9 protein-coding genes are annotated in these 16,103 nt (G+C 48.2%); 8 read left to right on the top strand and 1 reads right to left on the bottom strand.

Features of this window, described 5'->3' with window-relative positions; genetic code table 11:
• Window positions 1–174: 174 nt before the first annotated feature.
• The 8 genes from FP815_09140 (at window position 175) to FP815_09105 (ending at window position 14,378) form a co-directional block, all read left to right on the top strand.
• A complete protein-coding gene (locus FP815_09140) occupies window positions 175–2,424 on the top strand; it encodes a hypothetical protein (GenBank protein ID MBA3015106.1) in 2,250 nt (749 codons plus the stop codon).
• Between the two features lie 24 nt (window positions 2,425–2,448).
• Window positions 2,449–3,312, top strand: a complete 864-nt coding sequence (locus FP815_09135) for an HDOD domain-containing protein (GenBank protein ID MBA3015105.1) — start codon at window positions 2,449–2,451, stop codon at window positions 3,310–3,312.
• 15 nt (window positions 3,313–3,327) lie between these two features.
• Window positions 3,328–4,161: a response regulator gene (locus tag FP815_09130; protein MBA3015104.1), complete on the top strand. Its 834-nt coding sequence runs from the start codon at window positions 3,328–3,330 to the stop codon at window positions 4,159–4,161.
• Between the two features lie 102 nt (window positions 4,162–4,263).
• Entirely contained in the window at window positions 4,264–6,999 is a 2,736-nt protein-coding gene (locus FP815_09125) for a response regulator (GenBank protein MBA3015103.1), read from the top strand.
• 242 nt (window positions 7,000–7,241) lie between these two features.
• The gene (locus FP815_09120; protein MBA3015102.1) at window positions 7,242–9,758 is read left to right on the top strand and encodes a response regulator; all 2,517 of its coding nucleotides are present in this window, start codon (window positions 7,242–7,244) and stop codon (window positions 9,756–9,758) included.
• Between the two features lie 165 nt (window positions 9,759–9,923).
• Entirely contained in the window at window positions 9,924–10,982 is a 1,059-nt protein-coding gene (locus tag FP815_09115) for a response regulator (GenBank protein MBA3015101.1), read from the top strand.
• A gap of 134 nt (window positions 10,983–11,116) precedes the next feature.
• Entirely contained in the window at window positions 11,117–12,145 is a 1,029-nt protein-coding gene (locus tag FP815_09110) for a response regulator (protein MBA3015100.1), read from the top strand.
• A 22-nt stretch (window positions 12,146–12,167) separates the two neighbouring features.
• Complete coding sequence (locus FP815_09105; GenBank protein MBA3015099.1) at window positions 12,168–14,378, top strand: DUF342 domain-containing protein; 2,211 nt, start codon at window positions 12,168–12,170, stop codon at window positions 14,376–14,378.
• Window positions 14,379–14,663: 285 nt separating this feature from the next.
• On the opposite strand, the gene FP815_09100 is transcribed toward FP815_09105, so the two are convergent.
• Complete coding sequence (locus FP815_09100; GenBank protein ID MBA3015098.1) at window positions 14,664–15,491, bottom strand: hypothetical protein; 828 nt, start codon at window positions 15,489–15,491, stop codon at window positions 14,664–14,666.
• Between the last annotated feature and the right edge of the window lie 612 nt (window positions 15,492–16,103).

The raw sequence follows: 16,103 nt of genomic DNA, 5'->3' as shown, positions 1-16,103 counted from the left end.
CCGTAACTGTTCAGCAGTGCCGCAGATGCTAGGCATCGGCCTGCGATGTGTGCTTTTCGCACATGAGCAGGCCGATAACAACGCAGATGTGGCACTGCTGGACAGTTACCAAGAGATTATCATTGTTGATTATACAAGGGCACAAGTGGTTCGGAAAGGTGCAAAGGAGTTTTTATGAAATTTTTCCAAGAAAAATCGTTGGGACGACTCATGGTAGGGACCAGTCTGCTGGCGGCTCTCTTTCCGGTTTTCAATCTTCTCCTGATCTATCCAAGGTTTCAGTCCCAGATACTGGAAATTGTCAAGTCTGAAGCCAGACAGGTGGCCCAGCATCTCTCTCGTAAAGTTCTGATTGATGGTGATTCTTTACGGATTACACTCGATCATGATTTAGCTCCTTTTTTAATTGAGGACTTTGGTCTGGTTAAAATCAAGGTTATTGATCGTGATGGACTGGTGATTTACTCAAGCGAGGTCAAGGAGGTCGGAGTGGTGAATCAACACGACTTTTTTTCTGATCTGGCAGCCAAGGGACAGGAGTTAACCAGAATGACGGTTGATGACACAAGATCCGCGGAGAGGGAAACATTGAGCCGTGATGTGTTGGAGATCTATCATCCGATCATGCGCAACGGCGCCTTTATCGGCGTCTTTGCACTCTACTATGATATCAGCGATCACCGGAGCCAGTTTGATCGGATCTATTTAGCCTCTCAGCTCTATCCAGCGCCGATAATTATCTTCTTCATTTGTTTAGTTGGTTATGTTTTGAAGCGGCTTGATTCCCGTTATATCCAACGAATTAAGGATAAACAGGAAATCGAAGTTCAGCACCACAGTCTGCTAAATGAACAGGAAAAACAGCGACAGTTGCTTGACTCGGTGGAGTATGCTAAGCGCCAGTGGGAGGCAACCATGGATCGGGTAGAGGAGATGGTTATCCTTGCCGATCCCGAATTGATGATTCGTCGTTGCAACAAAGCGGTAGCTGTTTTTTATGGGCGACCATTTTCTGAAATTCTCAATCGTAAGATTGTCGATATCTTTCCAGGACTAGGGATTGAACAACGCGAAGCGCCAGCTAAACCTGTTGAGTATCGCCATGAGACGAGCAACCGGATTTTCTCTGTTGCTCAGTATCGTGTCACCTTAAGCAATGGGGAAGATGGTGTGGTGATCACCCTTCATGATCAGACCGAGATCAAGAAAATGACATCTGAGCTGGAGATGAAAAATCAGGAAATATTGAACAATAGCCAGGAGTTGCAGAGGGCTATTGATGAGATTTCAAACTTGATTCAACGAGTGGTGGTGCAGGAAGATTTTGGCACCTATTTTCAAAGCGATCTCTCTCAAAGCTGCTATCAATATATGGGCTGTGAGCAGGAAGATTGTCCCTGCTACGGGAAGGATTCCATGCGCTGCTGGCAGCAGGCGGGTACGTTTTGCGGGGGCGATGTGCAGGGTAAATTCGCCAAGAAGTTTAGTTCTTGTGCTGAGTGCAGTTATTTTATAACCATGACCACCAACCCCATTAACCTGATCGGTGAGCAGTTTAATAATATGATGAGGGTACTTGAATCAAAGAATAAAGCCTTGCAGTCTGCCTATACCGAGCTTAAGCAGACTCAGAGCCAGCTATTGCAGCATGAGAAGATGGCTTCGGTTGGCCAGTTGGCTGCTGGTGTGGCTCATGAGATCAATAATCCGGTGGGCTTCATCGCCAGTAATTTGAATTCCTTGCGGAAGTACGGCAACCGCATTGCTGAATATATCTCTCTGGAGTCGAAGTTGATCTCTGAGTCAGGCATCCCCGATCTCGATATCCGGCAGGCCGAGGGGAAAAAGAAATTTAAGATTGATTACATTTTAAGTGATATTGACGAGTTGATCAGCGAGTCGCTGGAAGGGTGCGAACGGGTGAAAAAGATTGTTCAGGATCTGAAGGGATTTTCCCGGGTGGATCAGGCGAGCAGACAGTCTGTTGATATCCACGAGTGTTTGGAAAGCACTATCAATATCGTCTGGAATGAGCTGAAGTACAAGGCGAAGATAGTAAAAGACTACCAGGCGACTACCCCGATCACCTGTTTTCCTCAACAACTTAATCAGGTATTCATGAATCTCCTGGTTAATGCCGCCCATGCTATTGATAAAGAGGGGATTATCACCATTAAGACCATCCAGGATGACGAGTATCTTTCAATCTTAATTTCCGACACCGGCTGTGGGATGCCCCCGGAAATTGTCAGCCGTATTTTTGAACCCTTTTACACTACCAAGGATGTGGGCAAGGGGACTGGCCTTGGATTAAGCATTGTCTATGATATCGTCACCAAGAATCACCACGGGGAAATTATGGTTGCAAGTCAGGTAGGGCAAGGGTCATTATTTACTGTTAAAATTCCCTTGGTTCAGCAATAATCGTACGGATAGGATGGAGAGAAAATGATCAGCACTCATGACATCATCGCTAAAATTGGAGATTTGCCGTCGCTGCCTTCCGTGGCGTCGCGGATCAATGCTGAGATCGAGAACGAGGCCTTGTCTGCCAAAACCCTGGGCGCTATTATTTCCGAGGACTCGTCTCTCGCTACCCGTATGCTCCGCTTGGCCAATTCCGCCTTTTATGGCATGTCTCGGCAGATCGCCAGTATCGATAAGGCAGTAATGATCCTCGGTTTTGACACCGTTAAAAACTTAGCCCTTAGTGTCTCGATTTATTCTTTTTTTAAACAGCGGATGAGTTCGACTATCGATGTCAAGGGGTTGTGGAATCATAGCCTGGGTACGGCGGTCTGCGCCAGGATTCTAATGGCACGGACCGCCGTTAAACTGGCGGAGCAGGCTTTTTTGCTTGGCATTGTCCATGATATCGGCAAGACTATTTTAATAAGTCAGTGCTTGAGCGAGTCGGAGCACGTCTATCAGATGGTCCGTGAGGGAGATGCGACTCAGGAAGAGGCCGAAGTAAAGGTCTTCGGTTTTACCCATCAAGTTATCGGTTCCCAGCTCCTTCGGGAATGGAAATTTCCAGAGGCTATTGTTACCGGGGTCAAAGCGCATCACATGCTGCCACCGGAATTAAAAGACTGCGATCAGGCAACATCTCAGTTGTGCCATGCCGTGTGTGTGGCTAACCAGTTTTCCAAGGTTCTGGCCTTTGGTAACAGTACTAACTCAAACCGGGAGGCGATCCCGAGTGTCTTATGGGGGCATCTTGGCATTGGCCGGGGTGATTTAGCGGCGGTGAGCGCAGCCGCCAGGGAGGATTATCAGTGTATCCTTCAGTCCTGGAATATTTCAACATAATGAGAGGAGTACAGGATGAATCATGAAGTTGTTAAAATTCTCTGTGTTGATGATGAAAAAAATGTCCTCAGGGCATTGCAACGTCTGTTTATGGATGAAGACTACGAAATCCTGACTGCTTCCAATGGGGCAGAGGCGTTGGAACTGTTAACCGAGCAGCAGAAGAGTGTGCAGCTTGTGATTTCAGATTATCGGATGCCAGGTATGGATGGGGTCGAATTCTTAAAGCAGGTCAATGAACGCTGGCCGGCCACCATTCGGATTGTCCTCTCCGGCTATGCGGATACGGCCTCGGTGGGCGATGCCATTAATGAGGGCCAGATTTATAAGTTTATTCCCAAGCCTTGGAACGATGAGGAGCTTAAGAGCACGATTTCCAAAGCCTTGGAGGTCTATTTTCTGCGTTTGAAGAATGAGCGGTTGAGTGATGAGTTGATGGAAGCCTATCTGCGACTAGAGGGGATTAACGCCAATTTGGAGCAAGAGGTCAGAAACCGTACCGAAAAGCTGATATTTCAGAACAATGTCATGCAGTTTGCTCATCAGGTAATGGACGCCTTGCCAGTGGCAGTGATCGGGTGCGACACCTCTGGATTGATTGTGCTTGCCAACCGGCTGGCCAATCGGCTTTTCTCTCCAGAGTTGGCTACTTTGGTCGGGATGGAGAGCGGGAGTATGCTCCCTGCAGAGATCAGGTCTCTCTTCGCAGGGCTGGAAGAGGGCCGCAGTCTGCATCTTTCTCTTGTTATCAATGGCAATTCCTGCCGGATACTGGTCACAAAATTACTTACCGATCAGCAGCAAGAAGGGATCATCATGGTGGCGGTGCCGGAGAGTGTCGGAATATAGTAGGTGTCAATGTGTCTTTGGTGAATAGGTTCTCATTCTCTCCGTGGATTAGGCTGAGAACAATTATAAGACAAGTTGCTGAATTGAGTTAGGAACTAGAATATGGCAAGTAAGCATCAGAGAATTTTGGTTGTTGATAAGGATCTCGCTCATGGCAAGGCCATAGCCCAGGCCTTAGCCCAGGCCTTTGTTTCAGAACTTGATACCACAGTTAAAGTTGCATCCACCATTAAAGAGTTTAAACACCTGATTGCAGTTCCTGCTTCTCAACGACCGGATCTGGTTATTATGGACTTGGATCTGCCTGATGGAAGCGCTCACGAAATCATATCTCCTTCATGGGAGGAAGGCATGTTCCCGGTGTTGCTGATGATTGATCCAGACCGGGTGGAAAGTGTAATGAAGGCCATGCCTGCCGGTGTGGTTGACTTTGTTGTTAAAGCGCCATGGACTGCCGTGACTATGCCTCATAAGGCACGTTCCGTGCTTCGTGAATGGCGATTGTTCAATGAGCGGAGAACGTCTTTAGGTGTTATTCAGCAGTTGGCCTATGGCTGGCAGCGTACCTTTGATGCTATTCCCTATCCCGTATTCATGCGCAACATGGAAGGGGTTATTACGCAATGTAATCAGGCGATGCTGGATTTCTACGATAAAGCTAAAGATGAGATAGTTGGTTTCTATTGCTGGGAGATTGTCCACGATACCGGGACGGCGATTCACCAATGCCCAATGCCGTCTATGCTTGAGTCACGGCAGAGGGAGATTGTGATCTTGACTGTGGATGACAGGATCTTTCAGGTCTCAGTGGATCCAGTGGCCGATAATGACGGAGTAATTATCGGTGCAGTCCACAGTATGGAGGATATTACCGACCGGCAACATGCGGAGGAGACCTTACGGGCCCAAGAGGCAGAGCTTGCCGCCATCTACGAGAATGCGCCTTTTGTGATGATGTTGGTGGATAACCAGTGCAAGGTGCGCAAGTTAAATCGTCGTTCACTCTCCCTGGCAGGCATAAATCATCTGACGATAGGTGACCAGCGTGGTGGCGAAATCCTGGGCTGTTTTCATGCCTTTAGTATTCCCGACGCTCGTGGCTATGAGCCTTCTTGTCGGGATTGCACGATTTCTCTTACAGTCAGAGATACAATCGAGTCGGGGAATAGTCATCACCAGGTTGAAGTTATGGTTACCATGGAGGTGGAAGGCAAGACGATGGAAGTCCCCTTTCTACTTTCCACCTCCCGGATTATCTTGCGCGGCGAAGCCATGGCTCTGGTCAGTTTTGTCAATATCCGCCAACTCAAACAGGCGGAAGAGGAGTTAGGGCAGATTAACGAGCGGATGACCTCAGTTATGGATAGTCTTAACGCTTTGATCTATGTTGCAGATATGTCCACCTATGAAATTCTCTTTATCAATAAATATGGGCGTGATATTTGGGGTAATATCGAGGGACAGATCTGCTGGCAGTCATTACAGAGCGGCCAGGATGGTCCATGTGCCTTTTGTTCCAACGAGAGGTTGTTGGACGAGAATGGGTTTCCGACCGGTGTTTATGTCTGGGAGTTTCAAAATACCAAAACCGGTCGGTGGTATGATTGCCGGGATCAGGCCATCCGTTGGAACGATGGCCGGATGGTGCGCATTGAGATCGCGACAGACATCACAGAAAGGAAGCTCAGTGAGGAGCAAATCCGCCATTCACAGAAGATGGATACTATTGGCACCTTGGCTGGGGGTATTGCCCATGATTTTAATAATATCCTGACCTCGATCCTGGGCTTCGCCAATCTTGCCCATGACGATTTGTCACCGGAGAGTCAGACATATAAGGATATTCAACAAGTTATTTCTGCCGGGGAGCGGGCTAAGGAACTGGTCAAACAGATTCTTACCTTCAGCCGTCAACGCACCGAGGAGTGTCAGCCGGTTCAGGCCAGTCTGTTGATCAAGGAGGCTTTGAAGCTACTGCGTTCCTCCATTCCGGCTACCATTGCTATCAGGGACTATGTCACGGCAAAGGACCAGACTATTCTGATCGATCCCACTAAACTTCACCAGGTGGTGATGAACTTGTGCACCAATGCCTATCAGTCGATGAAACAGGGCGGTACCTTGAGTGTCTCTCTGGAACCACTTGTCGTTACCGAGGGCGATCTGTTTGGTCATGATGAGGTGCCGGCAGGAGAGTACCTGCGATTGGCCGTCCAGGATACCGGTTGCGGTATGGACCAATCCACCATCGAGCGTATTTTTGAGCCCTATTTTACCACCAAGGACAAAGAAAACGGCACCGGTCTTGGCCTGTCGGTCGTTCATGGGATTGTCCGTAATTCCAATGGGTTCATCAGTGTGCAGAGCGTATTAGGGCAAGGGAGTGAGTTCCAGGTAATCTGGCCGATGATGAAAAAGGGTGCGACATTGCACACTCAAGGAATTGCTAAAAGCTCCCTCCCCAGGGGGACCGAGCATATTCTGTTGGTTGATGACGAGCCGGGTGTGTTGACAATCAGTGAACGGGCATTACGTTCCCTTGGCTATACGGTTACCAGTCGTACCTGTGCCTCAGATGCAATCAAAGAGTTTGGAGAGCGCCCGGAGCAGTTTGCCCTGGTAATTACCGATTATGCCATGCCGGAAATGGACGGGTTGGTTATGGCTCAAAAACTTCTTGCTATCAGTTCGGGGGTCAAGATTATCCTTTCTACAGGTTTTAGTGACGTTCTCACTAAGGACACAATGGTAAATTCCGCTATCCAACGAGTGCTTTTGAAGCCCGTCCTGCGTAGAGATTTGGCGCTGGCCGTTCGCTCCGTGATTGACAATAGGTAACCGTTCACCAGAGACGCCAAAACTATAGGTAATTTCGGGGAACTGTAAACGTTCAGCAGCGCTGCAGATGCGCGAAAGAGGCCTGTGCGCTATACATATGGTATGCGAACCAGGCCGATGACAAAGCAGATGCGGCGCTGCTGAACGTTTACGATAATAGGGCCAACTAGTTTGGGGAGTTAGGCTTCTGGCCGTAACTCGACGCTTACTTCAGGGATTAGAGAAAGTCGGGGGATTAATGTATGGGGGGAGCACAGCAGGGGGAGTTAATAACAAAATTCGGCGAAAATGGTCGTCTGTTGGTGTTTGCTGAAGACCCTGGTCTGTTGGCAAGTGTAACTGATCAACTTTCCGGTCTTGGTTATAGCTGGGATGCGGTTAAATCAAAGAGTGAAGCTGAAGAGAGACTGATCGCGGTCCCTTATGATTTAGTTATTGCGGTCATTGGCAGCGCTTCTAGTCCGGACGGGTTGGCATTTCTAGCCAAAATCAAAGCTGATTATCCGGAAATTGGCGTCATTGTGGTTGCAGATCGATGTGATTGTTATTTGCTTGAGGCGATGGGTAATAAGGGGGCTTGCGATTGTCTTGATCTGCCACTTTGTCACAATGAGCTGGCTGGTAAAATTTCCAGGGTCCTCCGGGAGAGGAAGCTTATTCACGCCCATCATGATGAACTGCAAACTCAGACCGTGTTGAATGGCCTGCTCCTGCTATCCATGGAGGAGTGTTCTTTTCAGGAGATGCTTCAACGATTCCTGGTCCTCATCACCTCATTTCCCCGGCTTGGGCTTAGACCTCAAGGGGCAGTGCTTCTGGTCGATGAGCACGATCCTAAAAACCTGATTCTCTCTGCCCACCATAATCTGGCGCCTCAATTGCTTAAGACCTGTGCCAATGTTCCTTTTGGCCGGTGTCTGTGCGGTCGAGCCGCAGCCAGCGGGGAGTTGCTCTTTGTTCGACATGTTGACGAACAGCATGAAAATCGGTTTGATGGCATGTTAGAGCACGGTCATTATTGTGTGCCGATTAAAGCGGCTGATGGTACGCTTCTGGGTGTTTTCACCTTGTACCTGCCCGCTAATTTTCATAAGAACTTGGCGACCGAAGAGACATTGAGAGCAGTGGCCGCAGCTCTTGCCGGGATCATTCGGTATCAGAGGATGATCCGGAGAGTCACGGAGAGTGAGGCCCGATATCATGCTATTACCGATGCCGCCATGGATGGTATTATTATGATGGACAATCAGGGCCGGATCAACTTTTTCAATCCAGGGGCGGAACGGTTGTTCGGATGCCTCGGCAAGGAGGCTGTTGGTTACCACCTGCAGGATCTGATCGTGCTTGCTCCTCACACCAAGGACGATCAGTTGTCCATGGAAAGTTTCTTTGGATTTAATTCGACACAGGCTGTTGGAGGTAAGACCATTAAGGCGCTAGGTCGGCATCGACAGGGTCATGAAGTGCCTCTTGAGTTATCGCTCTCATCATTGCAGTATAATGACTCCTGGCAGACAGTAGCCATTGTCAGGGATATTTCTGAGCGGAAGCGACATGAAGAGGAAAAGGACCAATTAAACCGCAAGCTGCAACATGCTTACAAGATGGAGGCAATTGGCACTTTAGCTGGTGGGATTGCCCATGATTTCAATAATTTGCTGTCTGCGATCCTCGGTTTTTCCGAGTTGGCCATGGAAGAGGTCGCGGATAAATCTCAGGCCAGAGAAGACCTGGAAAAAGTTATCAGCGCGGCAAACCGTGCCCGAGATCTCACGCGGCAGATTCTGGCCTTCAGTCGTCAGTCGGAGAAAGAGAAGACCCCGATGAAGATCCAGTTGATTCTCAAGGAGGCGATGAAACTTCTGCGCTCCTCTATCCCCAGTAACATCGATATCATTATGAATATTGATCAGGATTGTCCGACTGTGCTGGCAGATCCTGGTCAGCTTCATCAGGTAATCATGAACCTCTGCACCAACGCCTATTATGCCATGAAGCAAACGGGTGGCACGCTGAGTGTTGAACTTCGTTTCTTACGGTTAACTCCGGAAGAGGCAAAGAGTATCGTTGGCTTAAGTTCTGGTGAGTATGTGTTGTTAATCGTAGCTGACAGTGGTCCTGGTATTCAGCCTGAGATTATTCATAAAATTTTTGACCCTTTTTTTACCACCAAACCACAGGGTGAAGGTACGGGTATGGGGCTGGCTATTATTCATGGTATTATAAGTGAACTGGGAGGTGCGATTCAGGTGCACAGTCAGCTCGGGCAGGGGGCGGAGTTCAAGGTCTTATTCCCGGTGGTAAAAGGATGTGATTTTAGCCTCAAGCAACTAGGGCCATGTTTTGGCGCCCATGGTGCTGAGCAGATTCTTGTGGTGGACGATGAGAGCAGCTTGCTTGAAGTCAGCGCCAGGAATCTCACCAAATTAGGGTATGTAATTACGGCCCGTACCAGCAGTGTCGAGGCCTTGGCTGCTTTTCGCGCCATGCCGAATAAGTTTGACCTGGTACTGACCGATCAGGCTATGCCCAATATGACAGGACTGGATATGGCCAGGGAGATTTTGAAGATCCGAACCTTACCCATTATCCTGATGACTGGTTTTGCCGATGTTGGCACACCGGAGTTGGCCAAGAATGCCGGAATCTCGGAAGTCCTGATTAAGCCAGTTGCTTTAGAGGATTTGAATCGCTCTATCCTTCGCCATTTGAGAAGTAAGAGGCGGGAGGCAGCTGCCTCTAAATCCATATACAAGTGAGGCTCTGATAACAATCCTCTATTGTTGCGCTTTCGTTGTTATCAAGTAGAAGGAGTTTTGGTTTGATTACAGGACTTCAATCCACCAAATTCCTGGATAAGTCCCTGGTGGGACTAGTTACCTGCCAATAAAAGAGAGGGGCCAGCTTTTTTGGAAACTATTATTATGCCAGAAGTAAATCCGAAAGGGACTAAAATCTTGATCGTAGATGATGAAGAGAATGTCCGTCTCTTGGTGAGTCGCATTGTTGCTGGTGAAGGGTATGGCTATGAGATGGCTGCTGATGTTGGTGAGGCGCTGGCCAGGCTTTCAGAGGATAACTACAGCCTGTTGATCTCTGATATTAATATGCCGGGCCAGGATGGTATTTACCTGCTTCGGGCCGCCAGAGAGAGCTATCCTGATCTGGCGGTGATTATGGTTACCGCGGTTGATAATCGTCTCACCGCCAAGGAAACTTTGGCTATGGGGGCCTATGGCTATGTGATCAAGCCTTTCGAGCGTAACGCCTTGATCATAAATATTGTCAACGCCCTGCGCCGCCGGGAGTTGGAGATTGCCAGTAAACGCCACAGTAAGGACTTGGAGGATCTCGTTAAGCAACGGACAGTGGAGTTGTGGCAAGCCCGTGATGAGACTATCCAAAGGTTGGCCAAGGCTGCGGAGTTTCGGGATAACGAAACTGCTCAACACACCATCCGGGTTGGTGAGTATTGCGGGATTCTGGCTCGGAAGATGGGCTTGACAGATGATTTCTGTGAACGTATTCGTGCCGCAGCCCCGCTGCATGATGTGGGAAAGATTGGTATTCCCGATCATATCCTCTTGAAACCAGGGAGGTTGACCCCGGAAGAGTTCGAGGTCATCAAGACTCATTGCGAAATCGGCTTCCGGATTCTGGGGGGGTCTTTGTCCGAGGTCTTGAGCCTGGGCTCGGTTATCTCCCTGACTCATCATGAAAAATACAATGGGACCGGGTATCCTAATCGCCTTACCGGAGAGGCGATCCCGCTGGTGGGACGTATATCCGCCATTTGTGACGTGTTCGATGCTCTGACTTCAAAACGGGTGTACAAGGGGGCAATGACCGTGGCCGAAGCTGTTGTTCTCCTGACAGAAGAGCGTGAGCGTCATTTCGATCCTGAACTGGTCGATCTCTTTGTGGACAATTTGGCAGCGATGGTGGCGATTAAGGAAAAATTTGCTGATGGCGCAAAATCATGAGGTGCGGATGACATCTGCTGATAGACCTCATTATTTTCTTGAAGAATAGTTACAAGATGGAACAATATATTACTGTTACAATTTGATCCGGTAATTGTCAGGTAGTCTTTTTACTTTTAAAGGGGAATATCTCAATGGATACTCCAATTGTATTGTTGGTCGATGATGAACCGAATATCTTGAAGACCTTGCGGCGTCTATTTCTGGATGACGATTACGATATTCATATTGCGGGCAATGGGCGTGAAGGTTTGAATTTGATCGAGGGAGGATTGAGGCCGATGGTCATCATCTCTGATCAGCGAATGCCGGAGATGGGTGGAGCAGAGTTTCTTGCCAAGGCCAAGGCATTGGTGCCGGAAAGTATCCGGATGGTGCTTACCGGCTATGCCGACATCAACGCGGCGGTGGCGGCTATTAATGAGGGCGGGATCTATCGTTATATCTTGAAGCCCTGGAATGATGATGATCTGAGGCAGACAGTCCGTGAAGCCTTGCGTTACTACCATTTAAAAGCAGAGAATAATGCCTTGACTGAAGAGCTTGGTGAGAAAAACCAGCGACTCTCCGAGGTGAATGAACAACTGGAACAGATGGTGAAGCTCCGCACGGCAGAGCTTCACCAAAAAGTTCGTGAGCTTGAAGGTCGTGATATTGTTCAACAATATCTGCTGAAGGTGCACTCGACAGATGAATTTCTCAACACATTATTGACCGTGGTGGTTGATGTGTGCAGGGTGGATTGCGCTGCCTATTTCACGGTTAATGATGGAGATGAAATCGAACGGTTGGCATTGCAGACGATGACGGAGGGCGCTGATATTGGAGGGGATGCAGTTTTTGCTCGGATCAAATCTTGCTTGTCATTATTGAATAGAGACGGTGATAGTTGGGATGGACTGATTCAGATTTTCCAGGAAGGCGACAACGTATACGGGGTGGCGCCGGTGGCGACCGAGAGTAAGTTCTTCGGGGTTCTGGTCGTTTCGAGACACGGCAGTACTCTCATTTCTGAATCTGAGATGTCCACAGTCGCTGGTTTTGCCGCACAAGGCGCTATCGGTATCAATGACTGTCATGTTCAAGAGCAATTTAGTGATATCCAGACATCACTTGATGATGTGTTGAACTGTTTTGCTGATTCAGATAAAGCAAAGCTGTGATGAAAGAGTTGAGGTCAGCATAATGTCTAAGTCCAGAGATAAACGCTCTCTTGATTCACTAGACGATATCTATCTTGAGGCCATTAAAACCTCAGAGAGCGAGAATCGTGATGAGAGTGTTCTTTCTGAGGATTTTCTGAGTGGAACTGTTTTTAGCGCAGGCATCAGGGCCGAAAGTGATTCCGAAAGCAGTTATGGGCAATTAGTTATTCACTCTCTGGCAGAGCATGACCCCGCCTGGTTTGGCAAGGAAGTGGCTATCTCCGCAGATAAGATGCGGGTGACGGTGAAGGTTTCTCTCGGCAACAGGCTTTCGGCGTATCAGCTTAACTACGGGCTAGAACAACTGGGAGTAACCCATGGTGTCTTATGGCAGGCCCTTACTGAAGTTGAGCGGTATTCGAAGTCGGGAATTCAAGGCGAAGTGCTGGTTGCCAGGGGGACTCCGGCTGAGTCTAGACGAAGTGTAAACCTTCCGGAAGTTCAGAGAGTATCGGCGATTGATGGATCTATTTTCTGGCTTGCTGAAGGGGTGAAAATTGACAGTACGTTGAGGTCCGTGCTTAGTCTTGAACAGATTGAGAAGATTGATCATTCGGTTATGATTGCCAAGGCGGTCAGTTCCGGCACGGTCTTGTTTTCGGTATGTCAGAATTCTGCGGCCAAATCTGGAATGAATGTCATGGGCGAGATTATTGATCCAGATGAGGACTTCCTTCCGGTTGCAGGGGATAATGTCCGGCACAATGAGGCAACCGGGGTTTATGAAGCAGCTCTCTATGGTTATCTGGTCTGTGAGGAGGATACCATCTCTGTGCTCCCCCCGATCTGGATTTCTCCCGATCGTCGAAGCGCCTATTATGTCAACTGTACTCAAATTGGCTCGCCCGTCTATCCTTCGAGTGACGATCTGCTTCATTGTCTTAGTCAACTGAACGTCCAAGAGCAGACAATTCGGAAAAACATCATCAAAAAGTTGACTGATCGATTTGCCCAAGGACAATTGTTGTCAGCCAAGAGTGTTAAAATTGCCGAGGCTATTGCCCCAAGACCAGGCCGCAATGCCCGTTATGATTTTTTTGTCGATATAGGGGAGATGGTTGGTCCCATTCGTAGCGATGGCACTTTTGATCTTTGTTCGCGGAATTCAGTGGTTCTTGTTGTCCTTGGAGATTTGATTGCCGAAAAAACCACGGTGACCAAGGGAGTTGATGGGTTTGACGTTTTTGGCGAGGTACTTAAAGCTGAAGATGGTATTGATCAGCATGTGGCCTTCGATGACGTAGTCCGAGTCGAAGAACGGGAAGGACAGATTTTTTATTATGCTCAAAAAAACGGGAATATTCGATTTTCACTGAACAAACTGACCATCGCCGATGTTTACATTATTAATGGAAATGTTGATGTGAATACCGGGAATATTGACCGGCAGGAGGATTTGCTGATCAAAGGGTCGGTCTTGGCCGGATTTATGGTCCGTTCAAAGGGTAGTATTGATATTGCAGGGTCGATTTACAACGGTGCGAAGGTGCTGGCCGGCAATGATATTACTGTTGGTGAGGGCATTATCGGCATTGATACAAGAGTTGTGGTTTTGGGGAATCTCACAGTTGTTTATGTGCAGGAGGCCGAGATCATTGTCAAGGGAGATGCCACAGTTTTAGGGTATATTTATAATGCTGTGGTGCGGGCTAATGGAACCATTACAGTAGTGAGTGATCCTCAACATGGGAGGAGGAGTGGTCGGATTATCAGCGGGTTGACCTGTTCCTCCAAGGCGATCGTAGTTAGCAAGGCCGGACACCCATCACGATCAGGTACGGTGATTGCTATACATCCTGATCCGGAGCATACTGGGCAGATGAAAAAGCTGGAAGAGGAGGGCCGGAATTGCCGAGAGAGTATCGCTCGGATTTCCCGAAGTTTACCTTTTGAAAGTTTTGACTCTGTCGTGATTAAAAAAGCGCTTGCACAGTTGCCGGAAGAGAAAAGGAAACCATTGATCAAATTGTTGACAACCTTTAATAACCTGATCAAGCGTCAGCAGAATATTGAGTTGTTGCGTAAAGAGCTCAGTGGCAAGATGCTGAAGAACCTTCGCACCGGCTCCATCCAAATTATTCAAGAAATACGCCAAGGCACAGAGATCCAGTTTGGTGACAAAAAGATCTGTATTGCAGAGGACATGGGGGGCGCCACCTTTACTCTCTATGGCGGTGAAATTTTTTGGTAAATCACGCCGATTCTCGGAGTCGTAGATTGGATTAGGCCGTCAGGCCGTAACCCAACACCAACCTTCCCAATCTTCCAAAATAAATCGAGGTCACCGGTGATCGAAGCTCTCTTCACGTTGACGCAGTATTTCAAAGCACAAAGGGGAATCTATGAAATCAAAACACGTAATCCTGCCTCATGAAGAAAGAATTACCCGTTGGTATTTGGGCGTTGGCTCTGTTGTCTCTCAGCTCAACCGATAAAACGAACCAAGTGATATTTCATGGCACCTAAGGATGTGGTATTATGCTAACCCAGCGTTTTTAAGTCCTTTTCGCCACAGGGCAGCTTCACGATCCCGCCGATCTCGTAATCCCCGACTGTTTGGCCATAAGCGCTTCATAGACTCTAAATCCGTCGCTACTTTAGCGAAATCATGCGCTGCAAGATGGTCTCTGATCGCTTTGATTTCTCTGCGTCGGTCCCCGGACATCTCTGTGCCACGGTTGTAGACCAAGCTAACCAATGCCCCTCGGCAGCCATCCGGTAGTTCGTTGAACTGGGAAAATGCTGATACCGTTAGATTTATATATCGAGGGAGGGTGGCTCTGGTAAAGACCCTCCAGGCAGCGGTAAATGGCACTTTGATAGAATGAAGCTCCGCAACATCTTCAGAACAGCCTTTTTTTCCTAGGTAGCGCTGCAGCTTTTCAAACTCTTCAGATGGCAACTCTTCTTTCCAATCTGCCGCAAAATTGGTTGGTTTCTGGAATCTCAGGTCATAACCGATCCCAATCGTCACGCCGCTCTGTTCTCCGGGGAAATGGGGAAATGTTGTGACCTGGTTATAACGCTTTCTGTTGCTTACTTCCTCTCTGACAATGGAGGTTACATCTCTGGTTGAAAGATCGGGAGAGGGTAGGGGGTGTGTCTCCAGCCACGCCCAGATCTCGGGTGTGGCAATACCAGTTGCCGGCAGGCCTGCCATGGCTTGAGCCTCCTTGACGGCAGATTCGGTTTCCTTGCCAAAATCGCCATCATCTATGAGTAGAGCACCTGTGCGGTTAAGCAAATCTTGGAGTTCTACTACAGATTCAAGTTTGCATGGCCGTTGAAGTGTGGGGCGAGTCATGGTCGTTTCTCCTTCAAGTTGATAGTTGATGGCGTCGCAAAAAGTCCGATCTACTGCGTTGCAGCATATTTTTGCTTATTCGGCACACCATATGTGTGGCCTCATTCACAAAAACACCCTGCGCCTCGGAGTCTCTCTTCGCTCGCTTACCTGTATGTCGGCCCTTTTGCTTAGCCATCCCGTGATTTTTTGCGAGATTATCATAGTTAGGGCCGTTCTTATTCCGGCATAAAAATCAGCCATATAGCACAATTATTGTTTCTGAACTATATCTTTCCTGATGCGAATAGTTTACAGCCCCATAGTGGCACTGAGAGTGTTAGCTGAATTTTTTTCAAGATCGGAGAACATATTCCAGGCCAATTGAAACCCCAATTCACGATAGGCTTCAAATTGTTTTTCGCCAAAGAACTGGTCGCTTGTCGGTTCATCAGGAAATTCCGGATGTTCTTTTCGATAACCAAACAGATCAGCGCTTAAATCATTTGTAAAGGTAGTTGAAAGATAAATAAGTTTGCCGCGGGAGTTGTCGGCGTAGTAAATGTCAGCAATAAGATGGCCGCGCTCGGCAAATTCTTCAGGGCATTCATCGCCGCTGGCAGATTCTCGTTT

The organism is Desulfobulbaceae bacterium (genome assembly GCA_013792005.1).
GTDB lineage: Bacteria > Desulfobacterota > Desulfobulbia > Desulfobulbales > VMSU01 > VMSU01.
This window is presented reverse-complemented; position numbering and strand designations above follow the sequence as displayed.